The following is a 26,084-nucleotide window of genomic DNA, read 5'->3' as shown; positions in this document are numbered from 1 at the left end:
GTCCCAGTGTGGCCGATCACCCTCTCAGGTCGGCTATGCATCGTCGCCTTGGTGAGCCGTTACCCCACCAACTAGCTAATGCACCGCAGGCCCATCTGTAAGTGACAGCTTGCACCGTCTTTCCCAATTCAGCCATGCAGCTAAATTGCATATCCGGTATTAGCATCCGTTTCCGAATGTTATCCCGGTCTTACAGGCAGGTTGCCTACGTGTTACTCACCCGTCCGCCGCTAACCTTACCCGAAGGTAAGATCCGCTCGACTTGCATGTATTAGGCACGCCGCCAGCGTTCGTCCTGAGCCAGGATCAAACTCTCCATAAAAGTAGATTGGTTTCCGTTCGAAGCCAAAGCTTCGAATGGAGCATTCTACTAGATGAATTCGCTTGTTAGCTCATTCAAAAAACTAGCTTTGCGAAACGTTAATTTCGCGATTTATGACCATTTGACTGGTCGCTCATTGTTCAGTTTTCAAAGAACAAATACTTGATTTATTTCCTTCCGGCTCATGACCGGAATTAGATCTTACCACGAATCGAAACAAGATTGCAAGCTTTATTTTTCAGCTTGTTTTGGTTTCGATCGTCGCTTCCAAGTTGATGTCTCGGAGGCAGAAATAGAATATACCATGGACGCTGCGTTCATCGCAACAGGTATTATTATACAAATAGATTTTCCTCGATTAGTTTCTTTATACATGGTGTTTAATTTTCCGCTATTTAATGAAGAGAAATATGCAGGGTACCATTCCCGCAAAAAAAATATGAAAAAAATGGTTCATGCTGTTCACAAGCCCACATGTTTGTGGTAAAATGAAAGCGCTAACAAATTCATCTTATTGAGGGGGATCATTACATGATGAAGGTAGTAGCAGACGATGCTCGCAACATTTACGAAAACTTTGAGGTAGAGAAGGACATTTATTACTTCAAGGTTGGTAGGCTTGGTCTGGCCAGCTTTCACGGTAGAAACTACAACATAAAGAAGAGAATTACTACCGAGCAGTTGAACAGTTACATCACATCAGGTCGTTTCATCAAAGTAAGCGCCAATTGCTACGTTAACGCCGAGAAGGTACTTTCCCTAACGGATGGTACGATCTGCTTTGACCGCAGCACTTCCGAAGCCAAACAAGTCCATGTATCGAAGTGGCGCGCACAAAGCATCAAGAATGTGCTGACATCACGGAATCCAATGGCTATGTAACAGTTCAAAGACCATGACTGGAATGAGACCTTCATTCGAATCATGGTCTTTTTGATTATTCTTCCTCTATGCTCATATTTGGGGACATTCCTACACACAATAGGCTACATCTTCCCGGAAAGGAGTGTGCCCCATGGCAAAGCAGCAAGGTCAAGGACGCAAGAATACAACAACAAAGTCCTCTGATAAGAAAAGCAACAGCAATGCAGAGGATTAACAATAAGCTTTACTAATCTAAACTGTATCGCACATCAAAGCTCTTGCTCCTCCCTCTCAACAGCGGGTAAGCAAGAGCTTTTATTATATGCCGAAACACGGATGACCTCGCCTTCGCCCCCTGCTATAATTGAGGAAAAGTCGCTGCGAGGTGAATCGGCATGAGTATTACCTTACAGACACCTAGATTGCAACTTCGCCCCTTTGAACAAAAGGATGCGTCCACCGTACAAAAGCTAGCCGGGCAATACGAGGTCGCCCGTACTACTCTGTCGCTTCCACATCCTTACCCCGACGGAGCAGCCGATGCATGGATCGCGTTTCGCAAAGATGCAGCCCAGCACGGACACGGTTTTACCTTCGCTATAATAGAAGAGAAACAACAGCAGCTAATGGGATGCATCAGCTTAAACCTAACAGCCGTACATCAGCGAGCCGAAATCGGTTACTGGTTAGGCCAGGAATTCTGGGGACAAGGTTATGCAACTGAGGCCGCCAAACGTATTGTCCGCTACGGCTTCGAAGTACTGAACCTGAATCGCATCATCGGTGCAGCTATGACACGTAATCCGGCATCATCCGCAGTATTAACCAAAGCAGGCCTGAAACACGAAGGGACTTTTAAACAGCATATCCGCAAATGGGATCAATTCGAGGATCTCGAGTACTTCGGGATCACCAGAACAGAATACTTCACCAAATAAAAAGGATGGCGAGCAATTCGCCATCCTTTTATTCTAGCTTATCGCAAAAGGCGATAATCCCAGCAGTTCCTCCCTCATTACCGCCCATACCACAGCAAGTGTTTCTTGGATGTGCCAAGCCGTCGTTCCAGCTGCCATGACCGCAAGGCCATGCTTATAAGTAAGCGATACGCCCCACTGAATCTCTCTCTGTCCGCGACTCGGCAACGATTCTAACGCAGCCCGAACCGTCTCAGCATGCTTCGCTTGGATCCGATCTGCAAAAGCATAGAATACACCGGTATGAGTCAACTTCCCCAGACAACCGGGAGCCGACAATAGCTGCGATTCCGGTATGATATTTTGCTGCTGCGCGTAGATCAGTTCATCCTCATAATAAACACGTACCTTGTTCTTCAGATGGACGTAGTCGAACAACTCGCCACGCAGCGTCCTGCCCGGGCAAAGCACTTCAGCTCCCATCCACACAGCACCTTCGCCTAAGCGAACCTCCGTCTCGGAATCCAGTGCAGCATCCCGGTAAAGCATGACCGGCTCTGGCATTGACTCCAATACCGCGCCGCCGCCGAGCTCGAAGCTTTGCCTAATTGAAGATCCGCCAAGCAGCGGATTAGATGGATGCACTTTAGTGAACGACTGATTCGTGACATAGGCATGTGCACCTTGCCTTATTTCCCATTCGAATTCGTAACGATCGCCAGCCAGAAGACCAGGAGATACATCCATCACGATGACACCCAGCGGACCATTAAGCGGAAATGCTTTTGCGATCTTGATAGGCGCAGTATGATATTTCGAAGTCAAAACCGTTCCGCGCTCCCGCTTCTCAAATACCGCCCGAAGCTGAGATACACGCTGCCCCTCCTGCTTAGGAGTGGTGATGTGCTGCTGCATGATCATGTCCACTCTCATGCTTATGCTCGTGTTCGTGATGATGCTCATGTCTATGAGCGTGGGCGAGCTCATGCTCCAGCCAAGCAACAATGCGATCCACGTTTACGCCGCCGAACAGGTTCGAGAACACATAAGGCCGCTCTCCTCGCATGCGTTTCGTATCGGACTCCATCACTTCAAGGCTTGCACCTACATGAGGGGCCAGATCGATTTTGTTAATAATCAACAAATCCGAGCGCATGATGCCTGGGCCGCCTTTGCGCGGGATTTTCTCACCTTGTGCTACGTCAATAATGTAGATAAACCGATCCACCAGCTCCGGACTAAAGGCCGCTGCCAAATTATCGCCGCCGCTTTCGATAAAGATCAAATCAAGATCATCAAAACGGCTTGTCAGCTCATCCACCGCTTCAAAATTCATCGAGGCATCCTCGCGAATCGCGGTATGTGGACATCCGCCCGTCTCTACTCCGATAATACGCTCTTCCGGCAGTACACCGGTGGCAGCCAAAATTCGAGCATCTTCTTTCGTATAAATGTCATTCGTGATGACGGCCACACTATATTTGTCCTTCAGCGCACCAGCAAGACGTTCAACCAATGCCGTCTTTCCCGAACCAACCGGGCCGCCAATACCAATGCGAACCGGCCTTGAACCTGCACGATCGATTGCCGGCTGCTCCCACTCGTGATGATGATGACCTTGTCCTTGACACATTGTACATTCCTCCTAGCGGGATATGAAGATTCGACTATCTGCAATTAAGACATGAATAGACGAGAGTACAGATTCTCATGGCGCATCATAGCCATTTCACTCAAAGGCATGAAGCTGTAAGCGTCCTCCGGCATCATCTCCGATACCGCCTTCCAAGCTTCCATCGTCTTCGGCGTCAGCCTGGCAATGATGGTTTGCCCTTCGGTCTGACCAATCGACATGAGCCTCAACGCACTGTTGATGCAGTTAACAATGCTCGCATACATATACCCTTGCGCCGCTTGTTCAAGCGTGATTCCCAGACGGTAGCAAGCAAATCCGAACACCAGCGGATGAGTGGCTAAGCAATTCTTCGACTTTAGCCCTTCTTGCAAAGGCGTCCAGTCATAACTGGGATATAAGGAACCAAGCAGCTGTAAAAGCCGTCGCCCCATCTTCTCGATCCCATTCCGCGTTTCAATTGCCGTTCGCTGAACATGAACAAGCCTCTCTACGGCCCAAATAGAACGATAATCTTGCATCGGCATGTCGCGATATACGGATTTGATGACCATCACATCCGCTGTTGACCAGCTTTGCCTCAGCATCGAAACGGTGTAATCCTCAAGCTGCTTGCTTGTTTGCAACATCTCTTCCTGTACCAGCGTCTCCAAACCGAAGGAATGGGAGAACCCGCCTATCGGCAATGCCGAGTCGAGCAGCTGTTGAAGAGCAAGCCAAGGCAGCACCGCAGGGTTCTGACTTTCTTCTGAATTTATGGGCAAGCTCCCATCACCTCCATTCCAAACCGGAAGTAGCTATAAGGCGTTGATAAATCTAAAACAAGAAGTATAGCTGAGCCATCGGCAGAACGTCCGCCGGTTCACAGGTCGCAGGGACACCATCCACTTTCACTTCATAGGTTTCCGGATCAACGGTAATGATCGGTGTCGCATCATTGTGGATCATATCCTTCTTCGTGACCGACCTGCAGCCCCTCACCGGCTCGATCCGTTTAGCTAAGCCCAGTTCATCGGCGATGCCGCGATCATAAGCCGCCTGCGACACGAAAGTGATCGAACTGCTATGCTTGGCTTTGCCAAACGCAGCAAACATCGGACGGCCGAATACCGGCTGCGGCGTCGGAATCGATGCATTGGGATCACCCATCTGCGCGTACGCGATACTTCCGCCTTTGAGCACCAGATCCGGCTTTACGCCAAAAAACATCGGGCTCCACACGACCAAATCCGCGAATTTGCCAGGCTCGATGGAACCCACCAAATGTGAAATGCCATGCGTAATCGCGGGGTTAATCGTGTACTTCGCGATATAACGCTTGATGCGAAAATTATCAGCCTCAGCACTCGTATCAGGCGCCAAAGGACCACGCTGTTTCTTCATCTTGTCGGCGGTTTGCCAAGTTCGGATTATAACTTCCCCAACACGACCCATCGCTTGCGAATCCGAACTGATCATGCTGAATACGCCCATATCATGCAAAATATCTTCGGCCGCTATCGTCTCCGGACGAATCCGCGAGTCTGCAAAAGCAACATCCTCGGGTATGCTGCTGTCCAAATGATGACAGACCATCAGCATATCCAAATGCTCTTCAATCGTATTAATCGTAAACGGACGTGTCGGGTTTGTTGATGAAGGCAGTACATTCAACTCGCCGGCTGCTCGGATAATATCCGGAGCATGCCCGCCGCCCGCCCCTTCCGTATGATACGTATGGATAGTCCGGCCTTTAAATGCAGCGAGCGTATCCTCCAGAAACCCCGCTTCATTCAGCGTATCGGTATGTATTGCTACTTGAACATCGTACAGATCAGCTGCCGTTAGGCAAACATCAATGGAAGCCGGCGTCGTTCCCCAGTCTTCATGCAGCTTCAGCCCAATGGCTCCCGCTTCGATTTGCTCAATGAGCGGTCCGGTGAAGGATGAATTACCTTTGCCCGTAAAGCCCAGGTTCATCGGAAACGCTTCAGCAGCTTCCAGCATCCTGCGCATATGCCACGCCCCCGGCGTGCAGGTCGTTGCATTCGTGCCCGTCGCAGGCCCGGTGCCGCCGCCAATCATGGTAGTTACACCTGAAGAAAGCGCCGTTTCAATCTGCTGCGGGCAAATAAAGTGAATATGGCTGTCGATTCCGCCAGCAGTTACAATCTTCCCTTCACCTGCAATAACCTCTGTACTCGCGCCGACGACCATGTTTGGCATAACACCATCCATAATATCCGGATTGCCTGCTTTACCGATGCCTACAATTACACCGTCTCGAATCCCGATATCGGCTTTCACTATCCCCCAGTGGTCAATGACAATCGCATTGGTAATCAGCGTATCCAGAACGCCTTCACTGCGCAGCGCTCCGCTCGATTGCCCCATACCATCTCGAATAACTTTTCCACCGCCGAACTTGCACTCGTCTCCATAGACCGTGTAATCCTTCTCTATTTGGGCCCATAATTCCGTATCCGCTAACCGAACGGCATCGCCTGTTGTCGGACCGAACATGGCTGCGTAACTGCTGCGACTCATCTTACTCATGACGGAGGCCCTCCCATGCTGTAAGCCTGCTGCGCACTTCTTCAGACATATTACCGCGAATTGCAGGACCATTAGTCAACGCGTTTAATCCAAAGGAGCGTTTGCTTCCACCAAGCTCAACAAGCTGAACCGGCTTCTCCTCACCAGGCTCAAACCTCACTGCCGTGCCGGCCGGAATATGAAGTCGCATGCCGAATGCCGCTTCGCGATCAAATGCCAGTGCCCGGTTAACTTCAAAGAAATGAAAATGCGAACCCACCTGCACAGGCCGATCTCCCGTATTCACAACTAGAATTTCCACCGTTTCTCGGCCCGCATTCAGCTCAATTTCCCCGGCAACCGTACGGTATTCTCCTGGAATCATGGCAATCCCCTTCTCTCTAGCAACGTTAAAGTATGGGATGATGAATGGTCACAAGCTTCGTTCCATCCGGAAATGTCGCTTCGACTTGCACTTCATGGATCATATCCGCCACGCCGGACATCACTTGTTCCCGGCTTAGAATCGTTGTACCGTGTTCCATCAGTTGCGCTACAGTCAGCCCATCGCGGGCACCTTCTAAAATTTCAGAAGTAATCAGCGCTATACTCTCAGGGTAATTTAATTTCACGCCCCGATTCAGTCGTCTGCGTGCCAAATCGGCAGCAATCGTAATTAGAAGCTTTTCTTTTTCCCTTTCCGTTAACTGCATACAGGGCACCTCTTCCAACGTTTTCTATTATTATAGCGGTTCAAAGGGACCAAGTAAATCTTTTGTGTTATGTTTAATAACATATGGTGATAGATTGAGACCATTAATTGTTATTTAATAGGATACGATGTCAGGTTTTGTCGAAATAGAGTACAAATCCTTTCATCTTATACGTAAATTTCTCAGCTTCCTTGCCACCTTCTCCATGGGCGAACGTGCTAGCCATTCAATGCCCGATGTGATAGACTAAAATTTATTGAACTTACTTTGGGAGGGACAGAAATGGCGGCAAAAAAGATGCGTTCAGACACAATTAAAAAAGGATTTGACCGCGCTCCGCACCGCAGCTTGCTGCGTGCTGCCGGGGTAAAAGAGGAAGACTTCGGTAAACCGTTTATCGCGGTTTGCAACTCGTACATCGATATCATTCCAGGCCACGTTCACTTGCAGGAATTCGGAAAGCTCGTTAAAGAAGCGATCTGGGAAGCAGGCGGCGTGCCTTTCGAATTCAATACGATTGGCGTCGACGACGGAATTGCAATGGGACATATCGGTATGCGTTATTCCCTTGCAAGCCGTGAAATTATTGCGGACTCCGTAGAAACCGTTGTTAATGCTCACTGGTTTGACGGCATGGTTTGTATTCCAAACTGCGACAAAATTACACCGGGCATGATCATGGGCGCGCTTCGCGTCAACATCCCGACAATGCTTGTCAGCGGCGGACCAATGAAAGCAGGCAAAACTTCCGATGGCCGCTCGATTTCGCTCTCCAGCGTATTTGAAGGTGTCGGTGCATTCCAAGCAGGTAAAATCGACGAAGCTAGTCTTACAGAGCTTGAGCAATTCGGTTGTCCGACTTGCGGATCTTGCTCCGGTATGTTCACAGCTAACTCCATGAACTGTCTGGCAGAAGGTCTTGGCCTGGCGCTTCCGGGTAACGGCACAATCCTTGCTGTATCGCCTGAACGTAAAGAATTCGTCAAACAAGCTGCTCGCCAGCTGATGAACTTGATCGAGATGGATCTGAAACCACGCGATATCGTGACCAAAGATTCCATCGACAATGCATTTGCACTTGATATGGCAATGGGCGGTTCCACAAACACTGTCCTTCATACGCTTGCAATCGCTCATGAAGCAGGTATTGAATACCCAATCGAGCGTATCAATGAGATTGCAGCACGCGTTCCGCATCTTGCGAAGATTGCTCCGGCTTCGGATTACCACATCGAAGACGTGCACAATGCCGGCGGCGTTAGCGCAATTATCAACGAGCTGTTCAAGAAAGAAGGCGCCCTTCACGGTGACGTGCTTACCGTAACAGGTAAGACACTTCGCGAGAATGTAGCCGGACACGATATCAAGGATACGGATGTTCTTCATACGCTGGACAACCCGCATAGCGAGCGCGGCGGACTAGCTGTTCTATTCGGTAACCTTGCACCACGCGGTGCGATCATTAAAGTCGGCGCTGTTGATAAATCGGTCGGCGGCTACCATAAAGGTCCTGCAATTTGCTTCGATTCGCAAGATGAGGCACTGCACGGCATCGCTAACGGTAAAGTTAAAGAAGGACATGTTGTCGTCATTCGTTACGAAGGCCCTAAAGGCGGACCTGGTATGCCAGAGATGCTTGCGCCAACGTCGCAAATCGTCGGTATGGGTCTTGGAGCTAAGGTTGGTCTCGTAACAGACGGCCGATTCTCCGGTGCATCCCGCGGAATCAGTATCGGTCACGTTTCACCGGAAGCTGCTGAAGGCGGTCCTATCGCTTTCGTTCAAGACGGCGATCTAGTAGAGCTTGATCTGATCAACAACCAAATGAACCTTCTGATCAGCGACGAGGAGTTTGAAGCTCGCCGTGCGAATTGGAAAGGTTTTGAGCCGAAAATCAAAAAAGGTTATCTGGCTCGTTATTCCCACCTTGTAACAAATGCAAGCACAGGCGGCGTTCTAAGATTTAATTAATTCCGCCGTAAAATTGAAACATAATGGAATCGCCCTGCGTATGACTAGTTGTTAGCCAACTACTTATATGCAGGGCGATTTTTTATTTTAGATGATGGAGGGATTCTCATGTTCGGGAAAGTAGCTGCCGATTTGCTTGGATTAAGCGATTTAGGTTCTGTCATCAAGCCGGAAAACTATGATAAGGTTGATGCCGACGATTATGTCCTGCACGAGGATAACGAGAAAATTTACTTTCTGATCAAATCCAAATCCGATGAGTACTGCTTCACGAATCAAGCACTCATCCACCTCGATGGCACAAGTGCAGTCAGCAAGAAAAGAACGCTTCACCGCTATTCATACAGTGCACATAAGATTTCCAGCGTATACTTAGAAACGGCAGGAACCGTCGATCTCGATGTTGAAATCAAATTCAATCTTGGAGGCACGCCATTCACCATAGACGTGCATAAGAAACATATCGAAGAAGTAAAAGATCTCTATAAAGCACTGATCAAAATCGCCGAGCTTACGCACGAGAATGAAATCGCTCTGGGCTTTGCAAAGCAGAGCTTAGATCTGGCTTCCTCGACGGTAAGCCAAATTTATAAAGCTGAAATCGATCTCTCCGAACAGTTCAAGTCGATCAACCAGCTTGCCTTCAATTGGCTGGCCGAAACGCAAAAGCAATATAAATCGAAAGATTTCGGTGCTGTCTTCGAGCGTTATATTAACCACTAATTTGGAAGCATGACAACAAGAAAGGCGCCCCGAGTTTCGAGGCGCCCTTCTTATCCAATCTATCCAGCGTTTCGTTAAGGTGTGTACTCTCCGGCTCCGGCTGCATTCGCATTATCATAAGCTGCAGGAGTAAGCCCCGGACGCGATCCTTGATGAAGCTTCGGTTCGTAGGTTTGCGCCTTCTTCCAGCTCGGATTTACGTTTGCCTCAGCACCGTAACGACCCCAGAATTGTTCCATCGACATGGCAATAATTCGCGGATCAAGCCTTGATCCCTGCTCTGTCAGACGTTTCTTACCAGAAGGATGAAGCACACGGAGCAGCAGCTTCAAATACAGTCTAGTTGATAAATCAAACAGACCTTTCGGAATCGGCAGTACGCTGAAACCGAATTGCTCTGCGCCGCGATTAATCATGCTGACGCCGTATAACCCTTTTGCATGTTCATACTCTTTGTTTCCTACAAGCTGCTGGGCAAGCTTTGGCATCCCCTTCTGCACTTCTCGAATAAGCATGATCGCTACATGCATCATCGAACGTGATTCAGTCATCATTTTCAGCAGCTTATGATTATCAAAGTGAAGTTCGATTACAGGATCCTTGTGCTCGATTCGCCTGCCATCCGACAGTTCCAACGTTTGTCCCGGATATGGGACAAGCCGAATGTGGAAGATGGAGCCCTCACCGCCTGATTTCACGCGGAACAAGACGTGGAACACCCGCTCCCAGCCCATCCAACATGCGATGACCGCCCGTTTGAGGAGACCGTGTGTCGCAGGTTTGGATTCTTTCGACTTGCTGCGATCCCCGTCCGTGAGTGCGATCATGTCCGTAATATGGACAAATTGATACCCACGTTCACGACCCGCTTCTAAATACGCCTCTAATGCAATAAGCATGTTAACCGGCGCATCTAGGTCCGCACCGAAAGTGGCGCCGCAGTCATGTAGAAGCAGCACTTCTCCCGGTCGAAGCTTCTTCATCATGCGGGCCTTTAGACGTTCAGCCCCTACTCGTTTGCGCCAATCGCCGAACAGCGCAGACCAAAGTATAATTTGAAGATAGCCTAAATTGGAAAAATCAAACAGATTGACGATCCCCCACGGAGGTCTGTAGTACGCCGAGCGCACGCCGGTTGCCCGGCGAATAATCTCTGAAGTGCGGTGTATTTGTTTCTTAACCGTTCTTGGACGCATAAGCCAATTGGACTTGTGTACGTAATTATGAATGCCGATGACATGCCCTTCAGCATGCATACGCTGCAATAACTCCGGGTGCCGTTCTGCATGGATGCCGACAACAAAGAATGTCGCTTTCGCATCATATTTCTTTAATAAATCAAGCAGCAGCGGTGTATAGACAGGATCTGGCCCATCATCAAAGGTTAGGGCAATTTCCCGTTCTGCACGTCCCCGTTTAAATACGCGGAAACCAAATGTGCGACTTATAATTCCAGGTAAAAAAGCATAAAAAGTTAAAAAATAAAATCCCCACAGCAGGAAGTTTTCCATGATCCGATTTCCCACCACCCTAGTTTCGATCCTTGTCCATTGGAAGAGGGAGTGCCACAGATGCCTGATACCTTCATTCATTGTAACATAGCACGTACAATAACGGCTACGGAAGTTACAACGAAGAAATACTGTATAAATCGGAAATTCAGGCTAACATAAAGTTAAGTTGGGAAACACTGTTATTTTATAGTACAATCGGGATACTAAACGGTTCAAAACTAATTTATTAAAGGAGTCCACCGATGCTTTCCTTCTACCGTAAATATTGGCGCACCGCATTCGATATCGCATTAATTGTACTGACGGTGTATCTCATCATGCTTGTATTCAGTTATGTATACCGGATTGCCACCCCAATATTCCTATCATTCGTAATTTTCATGTTCATCGAACCTCCTGCAAGGTGGATGCAGCGGCTTGGAATGAAGAAATCCATCGCTTCCGGCATCTCTGTTCTAATATTCACGCTCGTCATCGTCGGTGCATTTGTAGGTGCCGGTTTTGTCGTAACGACACAGGTTACCGGTCTTGCTACAAATTTAAGCAAGTACCAGGATATACTCGTTGATCAGTTTCAGAAAAATGCCGCCATGCTTGAAGATAAAGTGCATGCTCTCCCGCTTTCGCCGGATGTAGTGGAGAAAGCCAATGAAATCTTCGGCTATATCACGAGATGGGGATCGAATCTTGCGGTATCGTTCCTGCTTTCGCTTGGCGGGTACTTGAAATCCTTCTCCACGTTTATGATTAACTTCACGATCGGAATCATACTCGCCTATTTCCTTAGTTTGGAAATTAAAGAGTGGAAAAAGCTGGCGAAAGAGAAAACGCCTAATACGTTTAAGAAAGCGTTCCTGTTCTTACGTGAGAATGTATTCTCCGGCATTGCCGGTTATTTGAAAGCCCAGGGCAAGCTGATCAGCATCACGTTTATCGTAATTTTCGTGGCTTTGCTGCTGCTAGGTGTGTCCAACGCCTTCTCCATCGCGCTGCTGTCCGCTTTCTTCGACGTGCTGCCGCTGCTCGGTGTCGGGACCGTCTTTATTCCGTGGATTATTTACCTGTTCATTGTCGGCAACACGACGCTCGCGATTTGGCTCAGCTGCTTGTTCCTTGCCGTCGTGTTGACCCGTCAATTTCTCGAGCCTAAGATTACCGGCGACACGCTCGGTGTCTCTGCCTTCACCATGCTCGCATTTATGATCATATCGCTTTCGATATTCGGAATCGCAGGCGTTATCCTGTCGCCGATTCTTATGATTTTACTAAAGGCGCTGTATGACCAACGTTATTTCCACCGCTGGATTCATTCACCGAAAGGCGAGTTTGATCATCAAACCAATCCGGCAGAGAATACGGAAATTGCGGACTAGCTGCCGCATCATTTGAATTAGCTCTTCTCCTGCTTTGCAAGAATATCCATAACACCCCGGAATATAACCGTCGCTTGATTGGAAGTTCCGAGCGTGCGATTCTCGGCCAGCACTGCAACAGCATAGCGGGGTTGTGTAACAGGGCCGTAGCCGACAAACCATTGATTTAACCTTTCTCGATCTCCTCTTCTGATTTGGGCGGTGCCGGACTTACCGGCGACCGCCCATATTCCATTTCGGATTCCTTTTCCCGTTCCATAACCGACTACGGCCTCCATCCCCCTAAGTAAGGTTCGAGCTGTACGCGCATGAATTAGTCCGTATTGAGATGTTGAAGACTGTCTCGCAAGCTTAGCCAGTATTTGCCCATTCCCATATCGAATTTCATTAACGAGCCTAGGCTCTTGAACACGGCCATCATGCAGCAATGTAACAATCAAATTAGCCGCTTGAAGCGGTGAGAGCTTAACATCTCTTTGGCCAATGCCGGTTTGGGCCAACTGGCCGCCATCTCTAGCCCCTTGCAGTACAGCGAACACTTTTCCCGCTTCTTCCTCCTGGAATTGCCGCAGCGGTCTTCCAAGCGGCGCAAATGCCTCTTTACTGCTCCATCCGATCTGCCGCGCAATGCCAAGCTGATCAGCAGTTACGAGAAACTGCTGCGCACTAAGCCGCTCCGCCAATTCCGCGAAGACAACATTGCATGAGCCTGCGAACGCTTCTTGGAGCGTGACATGACCATGTCCGCCGTTCTTCCAACAATGGAGGCCATATCGGCCATAATTACCGTTACAGTAGAACTGCTCCCCTTCTCCTGTAACTTTGGCTTCAAGCGCAGCTGCTTCCGTCACGATTTTGAATATCGATCCCGGTGTTGCCGCTCTAATCGCATGATTCGCTGCATCCATGCCTGAGGCGTCAATCCAGCTCATTGCGAGCTGAGGCCTTGAAATCATTGCGATAATATCTCCGGTAACCGCATCGAGGACAACGACTGCCCCCTCCTTGAGCCCTTTCTGATCCACATAATTCTCCAACTGATTTTGCAAGGACAGATCCATCGTCGTCATCACTTTAATCGGGTAATACGGATTATTCGGGCTAATTAGCCTTAAGTTCAAACCATGCATGGGCTTGTCCGTCCCATCTGTAAAATAAGACACCGCAGTCGGTCCTGTGCCTTGCAGCAGCGGGTCCAAAGATCGCTCCAAGCCAGCGCCGCCGGTCTGATCCCTCAAGCTCATCGTATGCTCCTTGAGCCGCTTACTATAATCGGTTTGGAGCAGTTCCGGATGCTGACTGATGTAGCCAATCGCGTGCTTGACGCTGAAGGCGGACGGATAGCGGTTATGATAGGGCAGCACCCGCACCCCGTTAATGTGCAGCGATTCTATTGCGGTTAACTGATTCGCAGACAGCCGATGCGGCATTCCCTCCCCTACCTTCTGCCAGAAGGCAGGTTCCTTTAATCCCTCCATCCAATGTTCAAACAACGAAGGCTGCACCTCAAGCACTTTAGCCAGCTCACTGATGTCCTTAGGGTTATCTGTACGCGAATTCTTTTGCAGCGGAAATACAGCAAGCGCTTCGTAGGTCTCGCCTGTTAGCGGTCTTCCTGCACGGTCGTAGAAATCCCCCCGCCCCGTATCCAGCACCAACGTCCGTTCCCGCTGCGAAACGGACTCTTCCTTCCAATCCGAGCTGCTCGCTGTTACCGGTGCAGAAGGCATCAATTGCAGCCATCCGATGCGCAATACAAAAAGAAGTATCACTACACTTAGCCCCATTAAGATGATGAAAATTCGCTGTTGTCTACTTCTACGCCGCTCACTGCTCATGATGACACAATCCTCCACTGCCGAAAGGGATTTTTTACAAGTATCCCCTTAATAAAAAAAGGCCAATCAGATTTACTCTGATTGACCCCAACTCTATGACCCCTGTTATTTGTCCCGAAACCGGCTGCATTCGAAGAAATCAAGAAGAAAACGCTGAAATGATTTCGCGACAAGCGGAAGCTTCTCATTGGATCGATAAATAAGTCCGATCGTCCGAGTCACTTGCGGCGAACTTACGCGCACCTTAGCCGGCTTAAGCGGCCCTGACGCATACAAAGCCAGTTCAGGCAGCAAACTGACGCCCATGCCCGCTGCAACAAGACCGCGAATCGTATCGGTCTCTTCTCCTTCAAATCCGATCTGCGGTGTAAATCCGGCCGCCAGACACGCCTCCCATACGATTGGACGCAGCGAGTACCCTTCACTGAACAACACGAACAGCTCGTCCTTCAATTGAGCCAATTCAATCGATTCTTCAGTGGCAAGCGGATGATTCGGAGGCAGAATCACAAACAGCTCCTCCGTCAAGACGATTTGCCCCGTAACATGGGGGTGCTTCTCCGGACAGGGCGATACGAAAGCCAGATCGACTTCGCCCTTCATCACATCTTGAATCAGGGAAGGGAACATCCCTTGTTTAAACCGAAATTTCACGTTAGGGTTCAGCTTCCGGAACGCCGCAACAACCTCAGGTATGAGTGAGATACCTAAGCTGTGCGGAAATCCAAGCCGAATCTCCCCTTTCTCCGGATCGAGAAACTCTTGAATTTCCACAACGGAGCGTTCCAAGTCAGCCAGTATCACTTCCGCCCGTTTCAGAAACAACGCCCCGACCGGCGTAAGCTGCAGGTTGCGTCCTTTCTGCAGGAAGAGCTTAGCTCCAAGCTCCTCCTCCAGCTGATGAATTTGTCGGCTGACCGCAGATTGTGCCACATGCAGCTCCTCTGCCGCTTTCGTAACATGCTCTTTCTTAGCCACTTTTACGAAATAATACAATTGACGAAGCTCCATTGTGTCCCCTCTTCTTCTCTATATAAAAGCTGCCATTATTGATTATATCGGCGATTCCTCTTCGAAATGAGATACCAGTCGTACGCATAAGCAAGCACGAACCCGGCAAACAATCCGCCAAAATGAGCCCAAAGCCCAATTCCCGGCGCAAAAATCGAATACAAAATGCCGAATATCAGTATCGTATACACCGTTTTGCGTGAATCCGGGTCGAGTGAGCGTTTCATCAGCGCCAAGTAGAGATAGGCGCCATATACCCCATAGATGGCACCGGAAGCACCTGCTCCGGCCGTAGAGGAATCTGCGATGGCACTGAATAGATTGCCGACGATGCCGCACAGCAGATAAAATAGCAGATACTTCACATGGCCGAGCATCCGTTCAAGCGGCGGTGCAAATACCAGTACGGCAAACATGTTGAAGAAAATATGCGAAATACTCAGATGCAGGAATTGAGCCGTCACATATCGCCAAGGCTCCGCAAGTGAGAAATAATTGTCGTTTGGATCACTGTAAAATAAGCCATGCTCCAGCAGCACACCATCCAGTATGTAACGATCACCGATGTAGACGAGCAGGTTCAGCGCGATAATCGCCACCGTAACCGGATATAGCCGCAGGTAGCTGCGAAAACTTTCATAACGTAAGAATATCATTGTGGTCTCCTTTGCCCTCCTATTGGACAATGGCAATTCATTATAGTTATAATAATTTGGTATGAACCAATTCCATCCCAAGGAGGCTGTTTATTAATGGCACAAGAACGCACAGGCGTTGCTACTCTTAAAGGCAACCCGCTTACTCTGATTGGCCCAGAATTGAAAATCGGTGATCAAGCTCCTGATTTCCAATTGAACAAATCGCTTGTTGAGGTTGTTTCCTTGAAAGACTTCGCAGGCAAAGTGAAACTTGTCAGCGTAGTGCCTTCGATCGATACAGGCGTTTGCGATGCGCAAACTCGTCGTTTCAACGAAGAAGCAGCAACTCTTGGCGAGAACGTAGCTGTACTGACAGTAAGCGTAGACCTTCCATTCGCACAAGCTCGTTGGTGCGGTGCTGCAGGCGTCGACAAAGTTGTTCTTCTGTCGGACTACAAAAACAACAATTTCGGCGAAGCTTACGGCGTATTGATCAAAGATCTTCACCTGGATATGCGCGCGATCTTCGTCATCGACAGCAATGACACGATTCAATACGTGGAAGTGCTAAGCGAAATGACGGAACACCCGAACTACGAGAATGCGATTAATGCAGTGAAAGCACTCGTATAAGCTACATATTGATCCGCATATGACAAAAGCGAGGCAGGGACTCCCTTCCTCGCTTTTTCTCGTTATTATATGCCGGTCGTTTTATATTGAGCCAGCTTCTTATCGAGAGTCCGATAAAGATCAATAATGATTCGGTAATTGGATCCAAGATCTCCGAAAGAACCGCGCGACGCGGAATAAATGTCCACCGCTGCTGTAACAGGATTCACGTTGATAACGGATACCGTAATATCCATTGTACGGCCGGTTACCGTACGTTTCTCGAGTACGATCTCACCTACGGATTGTACTTCATGAAGCACTTTGTAGCCTTGCATCTTCTTTAGTGTAGAGACAACCTCTTCCCAAGCTCTCTCCCGTGACAACTTGTAATAATGGGATTTCAGTAACGGATCTTTCGCTTTATCGCCAGTCAATTCATGACTGCGCAGCAACCCGATAAGGGACCGCTTCAAAGACAAAGGTAATCTCCCCCTCCAACTTCTATGTACGCTAAGAGATATCATAACATAGTTTCTAACATAAAAAAAAGGGGTTGCCCCCTTTTCGCTTAAGTAAGTAACCCGCCATGCCGTCCGACTTGCTTGTTTCTGAACCCGCTCTCGCAGGTGGGTGGCCGCAGAAACGTTTTTGAGATCCCTTTTCGAGGGCCTGTCAGCTGCGTTTCAATTGAGTCTCCCTTAAAACAGCCATTGGTTCAAAACAAGTTATAAGCCGTAACGCACATCGCAGGATGTATAGTTATTATAGACGTAACAGGGGTAAAAGTAAACGTGACACCTGCCGCTATTTAATGGAGCTTTGACCTTCTTCTGTATGTGGCAGGAATGCTTCATCTTCCAGACGTTTGCGTTCTTCCTCGGCTGCTGCTTCGGCTGCTTTCTCCGCTTGCAGTTGCAGCTTCATGTAGATCGCATAGAAGTTCCAGAAGGCGATAATCGCCACTACGCTGCCGGTAAAGAATGGAACGAGGAACATCAGTTTCGGCGAACTAAAGCTAATATAAATAACGAAGCCGCACATGATGACTGTCGAGAGCGACCGGAACGGTCGTCCAATTGTAAGGAGCAGCGCGTTCTTAAGCAGCTGCAGCGTCTTCATATGATAGTGAACAACCATCGAGAAGAAATTGAACAGCGATACAGCCAGCAGGGCAACAAGGGCTACGAATAAATAAGATACCAGCTGGAACGATTCCAATTTCACCAAGTATACACGGAAGTCCACAATGAGAATCGTAAACAGAACCACATACAAGATTCCGCCTATCATGCTTTGCACATAGCTGTCTTTATAGTTTCTAAAGAACGTGCGAAGGAGCGGCGCATCTACCTCACCCATTACCCATTTACGAGCAACCGCAAACATAGCCGCGGTAGCCGGAAACAAAGTGAACGGAGCAACGATGCCGGAAACAATGAAGTAACTCAGCATTTGATCGCTGTTCTGAGCGAATAACACAGGGAGCAGTAAAATAATAAACGGCAAGGAACAAATGATCCATAGCACGTTTGTTACCGATAAGCGCATAATCCATTCCGAGATTTTATAAAACCCGCCCATCATGCCTCTCATTTCCATTGTAGCCAAGTCCTCCTAGCAAGCGATTTCATTTTATACTACGTTAACTATAATATAGACAGCCCAAGAAGCCAACGCCCATTTTCGGGAATGTGGGCAGGCGTCTAAACGACATTCACCCAAGCGCATACCATATAGTGTTGTCACACCCAAGACAAATGCCGAGGAGGACGTCGCTAATGGGTAATATGGGTCATGGGTCTCACACTAGTGCCGCAATGATACTTGTTCTGTTCATTCTTCTTATAATTGTCACGAAAGGCTTCTTCTGACAGGAGATAACGAGATAAAAAAGGGGCTCTATTTATCCGATTGCTCGGCTAAACAGAAGCCCCGGTGTTATCCTTGCTTATTCGTCAGAGGATGGACGGGAACGGCGAGCTTCGCCGCGGCCTTTGTTGTCACGATCGCGGTTGTAGCCGCCGCCGCTGCTGCTAGTGCTGCTGCTGCTTGAGCTGCTGCTGCTGCGATTGCCGCTGTAGCCGCCACCGCTGCCGCCATAACCGCCACGGCTGCTGCCGCTGCTTTCGCCGCGTCCGCGAGGACCGCTGCCGGAACGATTACCGCCGCCGAATGGTCCGCCGGAGAAACGACGTCCGCTTGTACGAACATCCGGTCTGCGTTTCTTAGCGCGAATCGGATCTTCAGGCGTAAGTTCGATGTTAACATCTTTCTTCTCGCCAGTGATCAATTTAATTGCTGCTGCCAGCAAGTTAACGGAATCATATTGCTCAAGCAATTGAATGGCAATTGCTTTGAATTCATTAACTGCCTCGCCTTCCAGAGCATCCAGAATGCGCTCAGCTGTTACGCGTTGTTTGCCTTCGATTGCTTCAGCGATGCTTGGCAATGGCTTCTTCGCGATTTTGTGACGTGTCACTTTCTCGATGAAGTGCATGTGATCCAGCTCACGCGGCGTTACGAACGACCACGCTGTACCTTCTTTACCAGCACGGCCGGTACGGCCGATACGGTGTACATAGCTCTCCGGATCTTGCGGCAAGTCGAAGTTGATAACATGCGTTACGCCCGAAACGTCAAGACCACGTGCTGCAACGTCTGTTGCAACCAGCACATCGATGCTGCCGTCGCGGAATTTACGCATAACGTTGTCACGTTGATTCTGGGACAAGTCGCCATGCAAGCCGTCTGCAGAATAACCACGCTTCTGAAGGGCTTCGCTCAGCTCATCTACACGGCGCTTTGTACGTCCAAAGATGATTGCAAGGTCAGGTGATTCCATATCAAGCAAACGGCTCAGTGCGTCAAACTTCTGACGCTCATGAACTTCGATATAAGCTTGTTCAATCGTTGGTGCGCTGACTTGTGTTGGAATTACCGACACATGCTCAGGCGATTGTAGGAATTGATCTGCCAGTTTACGAATGTTCGGAGGCATTGTAGCCGAGAACAGCATCGTGTGGCGATTAGTCGGTACCAAGGAAAGAATGGAAGTGATATCTTCCATAAAGCCCATATCCAGCATTTCATCCGCTTCATCCAAGATAACGGTTTGGACATCATCAAGTTTGATTGTTTTACGGTTAATATGATCGAGCAAACGACCAGGTGTACCGATGATGATTTGTGGGCGTTTCTTCAATGCGCGGATTTGACGACCGATCTCTTGACCGCCGTAAATCGGCAATGAACGTAGACCTTTGTAACGTGTAAGCTTTCCGATTTCTTCCGAAACTTGAATCGCAAGCTCACGGGTCGGGGTCATAATTAATGCGACGATACGCTCTTCAGTAACTGGGATCTTGTTGACAAGCGGGATCCCGAAGGCGGCCGTTTTGCCCGTTCCTGTCTGAGCTTGCCCGATCAAGTCGGTGCCGGCAAGCGCAATTGGAATGGCTTTCGATTGGATTGGGGTAGATTCCTCAAATCCAAGCTCAGTAATGGCTTGAAGAACCTTAGGTTCTAAGCCGAATTCAGCAAATGTTTTCAAACTGTTTCAATCTCCTTCTATCTGCATCCTACAGAAAATATACAGTTTATTATAGCACAACTGTATTTCTGAATACCAGCAAGCACTAAATACATATACTAGCATCATTTATTACATTAGACAACTTCCAACTTTTTTTGTTAAACTGCTACCTGTTGATTATACTCCGCCGAGGTGAACTATTTTGAGAACTTCACGAACTGCAGCAACGACTTTGATCAGTGCTTTGCTGATCGCTTTTGGCTTTAACCAGCTTCTGATTCCGCACAAAATGATCAGCGGCGGCGTATCCGGCATTACGATGATTGCTGGGTATGCGACCGGCCTAAACATTGGCTGGCTTTATTTTATTCTAAATGTGCCTATTTTAATCTGGGGATGGCGCGTTCTCGGCTTGCGATTTGTTGGCTGGAGCGCGTTCTCGGTTGCCGCAACAACGCTCTTCATGCAGCTTGTTCCGGTTAACGCGATGGTTGAGGATTTAACGCTTGGCGCAGTCTTCGGCGGCGTCGTGATCGGTTTCGGAAGCGGACTGGCTCTTCGCGTAGGCTCCTCCTCCGGAGGCTTCGATATTATAGCGGCCATTATTACTCGCAAACGTGACTTATCGGTCGGCATGCTGATCTTCGTCCTGAACGGGACTGTTATTGCCGCACTCGGAATGCTGACCAAAGACTGGGATATCGCGTTATTCTCCTTGCTGTCGATCTTTACAACAGGTAAAATCATCGACCTTATTCATATAAGTCATGTGAAAATTACGGTCTTTATTGTAACAAAGAAAACAGAAGAAATGCGTACAGCCATGATTCCCCTTATCCGTGGCGTTACGGTTATCAAAACACGCGGGGCTTACACGAATGCAGAGAATGACATGCTGATGACGGTGACCACTCGCTTCGAATTGAACCAGCTGCGCAAAATCATTCAAGACACTGACCCGCGTGCTTTCGTCAATATTGTAGAAACGGTCGGCGTAATGGGTGAATTCCGCAAGCCTTCCCTTTAATTTGCAAAACGGGCATCGGCTAATATGGAAATTCTTTGCTCAACACTAGGTTTTTGAATTCGCTGCTGTTATAATATAGTTATCCCGTTGTATTTGTTTCGTGCCATACGTTTTACCCTCCATTACGATGAAAGGGTGATGCTTCATGGATATGGAAACGGTCAGACTATTACAGATTGTGGAAAAGCTAGCACCGGAATTAGTGCCTTTCCTCACGGAGCGGGAATTGAATTTGAATATCGTGCTGCGGGATGGACTGGCATTGCTGGAACCTGAGGACGCGATGGAGATTGTGCAGCAAAGCATTTGTGAGCATCAAAGAGAAGTGCTTTTGCAATAGATACACCCGAACGAGAAACGAGAAATCGGTTCTCGTTCTTTTTTTTGCTTCAACAAAGGGGCTACATCCTCCCTCCTCTGCAATTTCTAGCAAATTCCTACAAAATACCTCTGTGCCTCCATCCCAAACTGAATTATAATTTTACTGACTTGGCAGATGGGGAGAGAACTGAAATGGATGTTATAGTTTCTACATTGTTATTGTTGTTTCATGTCTTAACCGGATCGGATACGCAAGCAGGTGCGCAATCCGCATCTACCCACCAACTGCTCGCCACAATTCTTGCTGCTCCGAACTCACAGCAGCCGAATGGCCCCGGAGGCACGACCCAGCCGGGAACGAACTCGGGCACAGGTGCAACAACGCCTGATGGTTCAGGTTCAAACGCAGGCACCGAATTCGTGAAGCATGACCCGCAGCCGAATGCCCCTGAAGTAAAGGGTATTTATGTAACGGCTCACAGTGCCGGCGGCGCTAGAATGGAATCGCTGCTGAAGCTGCTCGATGATACCCCGTTAAACAGCATGGTCATTGATTTGAAAGATGATAACGGCTACATTACCTATCCCACCACCAATCCGGAGCTGCTTAAGCTCGGCAAACCAAAGAAGTACATCAGCAATATCAGTCAAACGATGGAGCGTCTGAAGAAACATGATGTCTACCCAATCGGACGAATCGTAGTATTTAAAGATACGGTATTGGCCAGAAGCCATCCTGAGCTTTCCTTCTTGCGCAAGGACGGATCGATTTGGGAGAATGGCAAAGGCGACAGCTTCGTAAACCCATATATGAAGGAAGTTTGGGATTACAACATTGCCATCGCGAAGGAAGCTGTGAAGCTTGGGTTCAAAGAAATTCAGTTCGATTATGTCCGCTTCCCGGAAGGCTTCGAGAAGAAAGCCGACTCCCTGAAGTTCGAGAAGAACAAGGATACGCGGGTGGATACGATCGCTGCGTTCGTAAAATATGCGAAGTCCCAGCTTGAGCCGCTTGGCGTACGTGTCTCGGTGGATATATTCGGATACGCAGCTTCTGTACCGGCTGCAGAAGGCATCGGACAAGATTTCGTGAAAATCTCGAAATACGTGGATGTTATCGCGCCGATGATTTATCCAAGCCATTACAGCACAGGCTGGTTCAAAGTAAAAGATCCGGATAAGGATCCCTATGCAACCATCAAAGGCGCCATGGCAGATACACACAAGAAGCTAGACCCGATCGGCTCCTACAAACCGATCATCAGACCTTGGATTCAAGACTTTACCGCAAGCTGGCTAGGCAAAGGGCATTATATTAAATACGGTAAGGCCGAAGTGGACGCGCAGATTAAAGCATTGCAAGATTCCGGCATTCATGAATATTTATTATGGAACGCGAACAATCGTTATACGGCGGACGCTAAGTTCTAACAACTAAAAACGCTCTGCAAGCCACACTCGGAACAAATTCCGGCATGGCTGCAGAGCGTTTTTTGCATGCTCAGCTCACGATTGAACCTATTTGCGCAGCTTCGCTGCCAGTTGTAAGAAATAAGGCACCGTACGATGAACACGGGCTACCACATCTACGGACGACGGTGTCCCGTCAGCTTCAAATTGGCGTGCCGCACCGCCGATGGAGATCCATTCCGGGCAGTTGATTCCATGCATGTTACGGACCATGGCTTGCATCTGGGTAAGCGAGCTTACCCCGACTGCACCGCCGGCAGAGCAGACTGACAGAACGGCTTTGCTGTCGAAATGATCGCCGCCGAGGAAATCAAGAGCATTCTTCAATACGCCGGAGATGCTTCCATGATATTCAGGCGTGCTGAGCACAATAGCATCGCTGTGGAACGCGGATTCGCGCAATGCCGCGAGGTTCGTATTCGAATCCTCGTGTGTGCCGTAGAACGGCAGCGGCTGCTTATGCAGGTCAAATACAGTAACCTCATGGCCTTCCGATTCCATAAACTTCCCAATATATCGAGATAATTTCGTGCTTGTCGATTCCGGACGATTGCTTCCCGCGATAATCGTAATGCGCATAAATATTCCCCTTCCAAATTCTACTTTACATACATAATAGTATGTTTTGTATATTTGGTCAATAAAGGAATTTACGATTGGGGAATGAGGTAACCTGAACCGATTTCGGTCCGTTTCTTCTCCACGATGGCAACCGACTTCAGGACAGGCATTTTGATATAATGACGCGCAACATGGCTCTCTACGAACGAGAATGCTTTCTCATCCGTATCCGCGAGCAGAATCAGATGCGCCGAGGTATCTTCCATTTCGATTTCGATCTTGTACAAGAACATTAGTCCATCCTCCTCATGATTAATAGAAAAGCCTTATACGGGCAGACATTCGGGTCCATTCTCCCCGGCAGCTGCTCATATAAGGCTTTAAGTTCATTTATTGTGATAAACGAAGAGCCAGGTTGTAGAGATCCATGTTGAACGGTTTCTTCGTGTTTACTACTTTATCGATGTCTGTCACGACCAGCTCACCGCGGATAATGCCGCAGCCTTTGCCGGAGTCGCCTTCCATCAGCTTGCGCACAGCAAAGTCGCCAAGCTGGCTGGCAAGAATTCGGTCGTTGTGCGTTGGCGTTCCGCCACGCTGAATATGACCCAGAACCGTAACGCGAGGCTCCATTCCACAACGCTCCGTGATGCCTTTACCAATATCTTCGCCGCTTGCCGCGCCTTCAGCAACAACGATGATACTGTGACGTTTGCCGGAAGCGAAGTTTTCTTTCATGCGGTTTGCTACTTGATCCAGATCGAACGGTACTTCCGGTACAATAATCGTTTCTGCACCGCTCGCCAAACCAGCATACAGAGCGATATCGCCGCAATGACGGCCCATAACCTCTACGATCGAAGAACGTTCATGCGACGTCATCGTATCGCGCAGCTTGTTGATTGCATCAACAACGATGCTAACCGAAGTATCAAATCCGATGGTGTAATCGGTAAACGGAATATCGTTGTCGATCGTTCCCGGCAATCCCATTGTTTTGATGCCCAGCTTGCAAAGCTTGTTGGCACCTTGGTAGGAACCGTCTCCACCGATGACGACGAGCCCGTCAATTCCGCGCTCGCGCAGTACTTCCGCACCTTTCTGCTGGCCTTCCGGCGTCAGAAACTCTTTACAGCGAGCTGTTTGGAGAATGGTGCCTCCACGCTGAATGATATCCCCTACACTGCGAAGATCCATTTGACGAAGATCATTATTAAGCAGGCCTTGGTAGCCGCGTTGTACACCGTAAACTTCAAGTCCATGATATAAAGCACTACGGACGACAGCGCGTACCGCCGCGTTCATACCTTGCGAATCTCCACCACTAGTTAGAACGGCAATTGATTTTACTGCTGACATTGCAATCCACTCCTCTATACTCTTTATCTGTGCTTTCCTTGTTCATAGCCTTATTTCATTATTTAAATTGACGCAATCGAATAACAACGCTGTTTCCCCAGAAGAACAACCGCGTGAGCGGGCTCTTCCTCATGAGTCGTTTCGAAACGAGCTGCACGTCCTTCTGACCCCGTACTTTGGGATCCGACAGATATAACGCGAGCAAACCTTCGATTACCATACGGTGAAACCTCGGAGCAGGCAGCCCGCTCACATCTTGGCGCGCACCTTCGACTATGTCGCCGATTCGTGACACCAGCTCGCTCTGATTGGCATAGTAATTGCAGAAATTCAAGTCTCCGCCAATCCGATCCTCTTCTTGGTCGATCAAATAATCTAGCATAATATGAAGACCGCAAACATGGGGGAAGTAGCCGTTACGAACTTGAAGCGCTTCTTCGCTGCCGCATCCTTCATCTGAAGCGGCAAGAAACAACATAAACATGCCAAGTGTAGAACCTGTTGCCGCGCCAAACTCGTTCCACTTGAAATGCGGAGCAAGCTGGCGATGCCGCTCCCACCATGCAAGCAATGCCGGCTCGCGTTTCTCTTTGACAATATGTTTGTGAACTTGCAGGTCACCATATAGTCCAACAAGCTCTGTTACATAAGGCTGCACGGCCGAATAAGACGGCAGTTTCCTTATACAGGCTTGACATGTACGCACCAGCTCATGCAAATAACCCCCGTCTTCGCGTTCTGTCCGCAATGCATAATAATCACGCAGCGGCGCGCTCGGGTCTACGGCATCCAGCATCGATTGATGAAGCAACCGGAAATCATCCGCATCCAGCGAAGTACTTCGGTCACACAAGTTGTCCAAATAATCACTGATCGTCTGCAAAGCAACGATTAGCGGCACGAGTACATCCCTGCGTTGCAAGTTGGCGGCGGCGTAAATGCCTCCTCCTTCGCAGTGAAACTGCTTGCTTGTCATACTGGCAATAGCTTGTGTTCGCAGTTCATCATCGGGAATTTGCTCGGCAATCGAACGCAATCTTGCAAGCTCGGCTCTAACTTCCGGCAATACGTATTTGTAAACCCGGTACATTAATCGAATCGGTGTTTGCGGCATTTGGCGGGCCAAAGCTGAAAGTTGCATCGATATGCGCCCTCCTTTTTCCACTCC

Annotated in this window: 27 protein-coding genes, 1 rRNA gene and 1 other RNA gene; 10 read left to right on the top strand and 19 right to left on the bottom strand. The window is 48.8% G+C overall.

The features are described from left to right. A 16S ribosomal RNA gene (locus AC50Y3_RS09945) occupies positions 1-322 on the bottom strand; the annotation flags it as partial. 531 nt (positions 323-853) lie between these two features. Here AC50Y3_RS09945 and AC50Y3_RS09940 point away from each other — a divergent pair. Next, complete coding sequence (locus AC50Y3_RS09940; RefSeq protein WP_494818587.1) at positions 854-1,204, top strand: hypothetical protein; 351 nt, start codon at positions 854-856, stop codon at positions 1,202-1,204. Between the two features lie 377 nt (positions 1,205-1,581). Beyond that, on the top strand, positions 1,582-2,124 hold the full coding sequence (locus AC50Y3_RS09935) for a GNAT family N-acetyltransferase (RefSeq protein WP_494818586.1): 543 nt from the start codon (positions 1,582-1,584) through the stop codon (positions 2,122-2,124). 33 nt (positions 2,125-2,157) lie between these two features. Here the strand turns inward: AC50Y3_RS09935 and AC50Y3_RS09930 are convergent, their stop codons facing one another. The 6 genes from AC50Y3_RS09930 to AC50Y3_RS09905 are packed head-to-tail and all read right to left on the bottom strand — an operon-like array spanning position 2,158 to position 6,963. Further along, positions 2,158-3,018, bottom strand: a complete 861-nt coding sequence (locus AC50Y3_RS09930) for an urease accessory protein UreD (RefSeq protein WP_494818585.1) — start codon at positions 3,016-3,018, stop codon at positions 2,158-2,160. Continuing rightward, on the bottom strand, positions 2,993-3,736 hold the full coding sequence (gene ureG, locus AC50Y3_RS09925; RefSeq protein WP_494818584.1) for an urease accessory protein UreG: 744 nt from the start codon (positions 3,734-3,736) through the stop codon (positions 2,993-2,995). The genes AC50Y3_RS09930 and ureG overlap by 26 nt, the downstream gene beginning before the upstream one ends. Positions 3,737-3,780: 44 nt before the next feature. Beyond that, positions 3,781-4,500 carry an urease accessory protein UreF gene (locus AC50Y3_RS09920; RefSeq protein ID WP_494818583.1) on the bottom strand — a complete coding sequence of 240 codons (720 nt, stop codon included), beginning with the start codon at positions 4,498-4,500 and terminating at the stop codon, positions 3,781-3,783. Positions 4,501-4,552: 52 nt separating this feature from the next. Further along, positions 4,553-6,271, bottom strand: a complete 1,719-nt coding sequence (gene ureC / locus AC50Y3_RS09915) for an urease subunit alpha (RefSeq protein ID WP_494818582.1) — start codon at positions 6,269-6,271, stop codon at positions 4,553-4,555. Beyond that, positions 6,264-6,635: an urease subunit beta gene (ureB, locus tag AC50Y3_RS09910; protein ID WP_494818581.1), complete on the bottom strand. Its 372-nt coding sequence runs from the start codon at positions 6,633-6,635 to the stop codon at positions 6,264-6,266. The genes ureC and ureB overlap by 8 nt, the downstream gene beginning before the upstream one ends. Positions 6,636-6,660: 25 nt before the next feature. After that, positions 6,661-6,963 (bottom strand): urease subunit gamma, encoded by a 303-nt coding sequence (locus tag AC50Y3_RS09905; protein WP_494818580.1) that lies wholly within the window; start codon positions 6,961-6,963, stop codon positions 6,661-6,663. A 282-nt stretch (positions 6,964-7,245) separates the two neighbouring features. Between AC50Y3_RS09905 and ilvD the strand changes: the two genes are divergently transcribed. Together ilvD and AC50Y3_RS09895 are read left to right on the top strand one after the other, a co-directional pair. Beyond that, entirely contained in the window at positions 7,246-8,934 is a 1,689-nt protein-coding gene (gene ilvD / locus AC50Y3_RS09900; protein ID WP_210664209.1) for a dihydroxy-acid dehydratase, read from the top strand. A gap of 108 nt (positions 8,935-9,042) precedes the next feature. Further along, positions 9,043-9,657 carry a PH domain-containing protein gene (locus AC50Y3_RS09895; protein WP_494818579.1) on the top strand — a complete coding sequence of 205 codons (615 nt, stop codon included), beginning with the start codon at positions 9,043-9,045 and terminating at the stop codon, positions 9,655-9,657. A gap of 74 nt (positions 9,658-9,731) precedes the next feature. Here AC50Y3_RS09895 and AC50Y3_RS09890 read toward each other — a convergent pair whose 3' ends face one another. Continuing rightward, entirely contained in the window at positions 9,732-11,168 is a 1,437-nt protein-coding gene (locus AC50Y3_RS09890) for a polysaccharide deacetylase family protein (protein ID WP_494818578.1), read from the bottom strand. Positions 11,169-11,413: 245 nt separating this feature from the next. Here AC50Y3_RS09890 and AC50Y3_RS09885 point away from each other — a divergent pair, with 245 nt between their 5' ends. Beyond that, entirely contained in the window at positions 11,414-12,544 is a 1,131-nt protein-coding gene (locus tag AC50Y3_RS09885) for an AI-2E family transporter (protein WP_494818577.1), read from the top strand. Positions 12,545-12,561: 17 nt separating this feature from the next. Here AC50Y3_RS09885 and AC50Y3_RS09880 read toward each other — a convergent pair whose 3' ends face one another. The 3 genes from AC50Y3_RS09880 to AC50Y3_RS09870 all read right to left on the bottom strand — a co-directional run bounded on the left by AC50Y3_RS09880 (position 12,562) and on the right by AC50Y3_RS09870 (position 16,049). After that, positions 12,562-14,382, bottom strand: coding sequence for a peptidoglycan D,D-transpeptidase FtsI family protein (locus AC50Y3_RS09880; RefSeq protein WP_494818576.1), 1,821 nt, complete (start codon positions 14,380-14,382; stop codon positions 12,562-12,564). A gap of 105 nt (positions 14,383-14,487) precedes the next feature. Continuing rightward, positions 14,488-15,393, bottom strand: a complete 906-nt coding sequence (gltC, locus tag AC50Y3_RS09875) for a glutamate biosynthesis transcriptional regulator GltC (protein ID WP_494818575.1) — start codon at positions 15,391-15,393, stop codon at positions 14,488-14,490. A gap of 35 nt (positions 15,394-15,428) precedes the next feature. Next, positions 15,429-16,049 carry a rhomboid family intramembrane serine protease gene (locus tag AC50Y3_RS09870; protein WP_494818574.1) on the bottom strand — a complete coding sequence of 207 codons (621 nt, stop codon included), beginning with the start codon at positions 16,047-16,049 and terminating at the stop codon, positions 15,429-15,431. A gap of 96 nt (positions 16,050-16,145) precedes the next feature. Between AC50Y3_RS09870 and tpx the strand changes: the two genes are divergently transcribed. Further along, the gene (gene tpx, locus AC50Y3_RS09865) at positions 16,146-16,664 is read left to right on the top strand and encodes a thiol peroxidase (RefSeq protein ID WP_494818573.1); all 519 of its coding nucleotides are present in this window, start codon (positions 16,146-16,148) and stop codon (positions 16,662-16,664) included. Between the two features lie 65 nt (positions 16,665-16,729). Here the strand turns inward: tpx and AC50Y3_RS09860 are convergent, their stop codons facing one another. The 3 genes from AC50Y3_RS09860 to AC50Y3_RS09850 form a co-directional block, all read right to left on the bottom strand. Continuing rightward, positions 16,730-17,125: a DUF1499 domain-containing protein gene (locus AC50Y3_RS09860; RefSeq protein WP_494818572.1), complete on the bottom strand. Its 396-nt coding sequence runs from the start codon at positions 17,123-17,125 to the stop codon at positions 16,730-16,732. Between the two features lie 95 nt (positions 17,126-17,220). Then, positions 17,221-17,402, bottom strand: a non-coding RNA gene (ssrS, locus tag AC50Y3_RS09855) — 6S RNA. Positions 17,403-17,450: 48 nt separating this feature from the next. Beyond that, on the bottom strand, positions 17,451-18,245 hold the full coding sequence (locus tag AC50Y3_RS09850) for a YesL family protein (protein WP_494818571.1): 795 nt from the start codon (positions 18,243-18,245) through the stop codon (positions 17,451-17,453). 179 nt (positions 18,246-18,424) lie between these two features. Here AC50Y3_RS09850 and yjcZ point away from each other — a divergent pair, with 179 nt between their 5' ends. Beyond that, the gene (gene yjcZ / locus AC50Y3_RS09845; RefSeq protein WP_494818570.1) at positions 18,425-18,517 is read left to right on the top strand and encodes a sporulation protein YjcZ; all 93 of its coding nucleotides are present in this window, start codon (positions 18,425-18,427) and stop codon (positions 18,515-18,517) included. Positions 18,518-18,594: 77 nt separating this feature from the next. Here the strand turns inward: yjcZ and cshA are convergent, their stop codons facing one another. Beyond that, on the bottom strand, positions 18,595-20,196 hold the full coding sequence (gene cshA / locus AC50Y3_RS09840; protein ID WP_494818569.1) for a degradosome RNA helicase CshA: 1,602 nt from the start codon (positions 20,194-20,196) through the stop codon (positions 18,595-18,597). A 181-nt stretch (positions 20,197-20,377) separates the two neighbouring features. On the opposite strand from cshA, the gene AC50Y3_RS09835 reads away from it, so the two are divergent. From AC50Y3_RS09835 to AC50Y3_RS09825, 3 genes are all read left to right on the top strand, one after another. Next, on the top strand, positions 20,378-21,205 hold the full coding sequence (locus tag AC50Y3_RS09835) for a YitT family protein (RefSeq protein ID WP_494818624.1): 828 nt from the start codon (positions 20,378-20,380) through the stop codon (positions 21,203-21,205). A 145-nt stretch (positions 21,206-21,350) separates the two neighbouring features. Continuing rightward, positions 21,351-21,545 (top strand): hypothetical protein, encoded by a 195-nt coding sequence (locus tag AC50Y3_RS09830; protein WP_091220662.1) that lies wholly within the window; start codon positions 21,351-21,353, stop codon positions 21,543-21,545. A gap of 173 nt (positions 21,546-21,718) precedes the next feature. Beyond that, positions 21,719-22,957, top strand: a complete 1,239-nt coding sequence (locus AC50Y3_RS09825; RefSeq protein WP_494818568.1) for a putative glycoside hydrolase — start codon at positions 21,719-21,721, stop codon at positions 22,955-22,957. 87 nt (positions 22,958-23,044) lie between these two features. Here the strand turns inward: AC50Y3_RS09825 and AC50Y3_RS09820 are convergent, their stop codons facing one another. The 4 genes from AC50Y3_RS09820 to AC50Y3_RS09805 form a co-directional block, all read right to left on the bottom strand. Beyond that, the gene (locus tag AC50Y3_RS09820) at positions 23,045-23,575 is read right to left on the bottom strand and encodes an NADPH-dependent FMN reductase (protein ID WP_494818567.1); all 531 of its coding nucleotides are present in this window, start codon (positions 23,573-23,575) and stop codon (positions 23,045-23,047) included. Between the two features lie 71 nt (positions 23,576-23,646). Next, entirely contained in the window at positions 23,647-23,850 is a 204-nt protein-coding gene (locus AC50Y3_RS09815) for a DUF3906 family protein (protein WP_494818566.1), read from the bottom strand. A 97-nt stretch (positions 23,851-23,947) separates the two neighbouring features. After that, the gene (pfkA, locus tag AC50Y3_RS09810; protein WP_494818565.1) at positions 23,948-24,916 is read right to left on the bottom strand and encodes a 6-phosphofructokinase; all 969 of its coding nucleotides are present in this window, start codon (positions 24,914-24,916) and stop codon (positions 23,948-23,950) included. A gap of 58 nt (positions 24,917-24,974) precedes the next feature. Next, complete coding sequence (locus AC50Y3_RS09805; RefSeq protein WP_494818564.1) at positions 24,975-26,057, bottom strand: tetraprenyl-beta-curcumene synthase family protein; 1,083 nt, start codon at positions 26,055-26,057, stop codon at positions 24,975-24,977. Positions 26,058-26,084 lie beyond the last annotated feature (27 nt).

This window comes from Paenibacillus sp. J22R98 (genome assembly GCF_059383835.1).
Note: the sequence above shows the minus strand (reverse complement) of the source record. Positions and strands in the feature narration are given on the sequence as shown.

Bases quoted from the DNA above. Each gene is read 5' to 3' on its own strand.
- AC50Y3_RS09830 (WP_091220662.1), top strand. From the start codon at position 21,351: ATGGATATGGAAACGGTCAGACTATTACAGATTGTGGAAAAGCTAGCA.
- AC50Y3_RS09895 (WP_494818579.1), top strand. From the start codon at position 9,043: ATGTTCGGGAAAGTAGCTGCCGATTTGCTTGGATTAAGCGATTTAGGT.
- AC50Y3_RS09885 (WP_494818577.1), top strand. From the start codon at position 11,414: ATGCTTTCCTTCTACCGTAAATATTGGCGCACCGCATTCGATATCGCA.
- AC50Y3_RS09820 (WP_494818567.1), bottom strand. From the start codon at position 23,575: ATGCGCATTACGATTATCGCGGGAAGCAATCGTCCGGAATCGACAAGC.
- gltC (WP_494818575.1), bottom strand. From the start codon at position 15,393: ATGGAGCTTCGTCAATTGTATTATTTCGTAAAAGTGGCTAAGAAAGAG.
- AC50Y3_RS09815 (WP_494818566.1), bottom strand. From the start codon at position 23,850: ATGTTCTTGTACAAGATCGAAATCGAAATGGAAGATACCTCGGCGCAT.
- AC50Y3_RS09850 (WP_494818571.1), bottom strand. From the start codon at position 18,245: ATGGAAATGAGAGGCATGATGGGCGGGTTTTATAAAATCTCGGAATGG.
- AC50Y3_RS09930 (WP_494818585.1), bottom strand. From the start codon at position 3,018: ATGCAGCAGCACATCACCACTCCTAAGCAGGAGGGGCAGCGTGTATCT.
- pfkA (WP_494818565.1), bottom strand. From the start codon at position 24,916: ATGTCAGCAGTAAAATCAATTGCCGTTCTAACTAGTGGTGGAGATTCG.
- AC50Y3_RS09905 (WP_494818580.1), bottom strand. From the start codon at position 6,963: ATGCAGTTAACGGAAAGGGAAAAAGAAAAGCTTCTAATTACGATTGCT.
- ilvD (WP_210664209.1), top strand. From the start codon at position 7,246: ATGGCGGCAAAAAAGATGCGTTCAGACACAATTAAAAAAGGATTTGAC.
- AC50Y3_RS09870 (WP_494818574.1), bottom strand. From the start codon at position 16,049: ATGATATTCTTACGTTATGAAAGTTTTCGCAGCTACCTGCGGCTATAT.
- AC50Y3_RS09825 (WP_494818568.1), top strand. From the start codon at position 21,719: ATGGATGTTATAGTTTCTACATTGTTATTGTTGTTTCATGTCTTAACC.
- AC50Y3_RS09940 (WP_494818587.1), top strand. From the start codon at position 854: ATGATGAAGGTAGTAGCAGACGATGCTCGCAACATTTACGAAAACTTT.
- AC50Y3_RS09890 (WP_494818578.1), bottom strand. From the start codon at position 11,168: ATGGAAAACTTCCTGCTGTGGGGATTTTATTTTTTAACTTTTTATGCT.
- AC50Y3_RS09880 (WP_494818576.1), bottom strand. From the start codon at position 14,382: ATGAGCAGTGAGCGGCGTAGAAGTAGACAACAGCGAATTTTCATCATC.
- AC50Y3_RS09805 (WP_494818564.1), bottom strand. From the start codon at position 26,057: ATGCAACTTTCAGCTTTGGCCCGCCAAATGCCGCAAACACCGATTCGA.
- ureB (WP_494818581.1), bottom strand. From the start codon at position 6,635: ATGATTCCAGGAGAATACCGTACGGTTGCCGGGGAAATTGAGCTGAAT.
- ureC (WP_494818582.1), bottom strand. From the start codon at position 6,271: ATGAGTAAGATGAGTCGCAGCAGTTACGCAGCCATGTTCGGTCCGACA.
- AC50Y3_RS09935 (WP_494818586.1), top strand. From the start codon at position 1,582: ATGAGTATTACCTTACAGACACCTAGATTGCAACTTCGCCCCTTTGAA.
- ureG (WP_494818584.1), bottom strand. From the start codon at position 3,736: ATGTGTCAAGGACAAGGTCATCATCATCACGAGTGGGAGCAGCCGGCA.
- yjcZ (WP_494818570.1), top strand. From the start codon at position 18,425: ATGGGTAATATGGGTCATGGGTCTCACACTAGTGCCGCAATGATACTT.
- tpx (WP_494818573.1), top strand. From the start codon at position 16,146: ATGGCACAAGAACGCACAGGCGTTGCTACTCTTAAAGGCAACCCGCTT.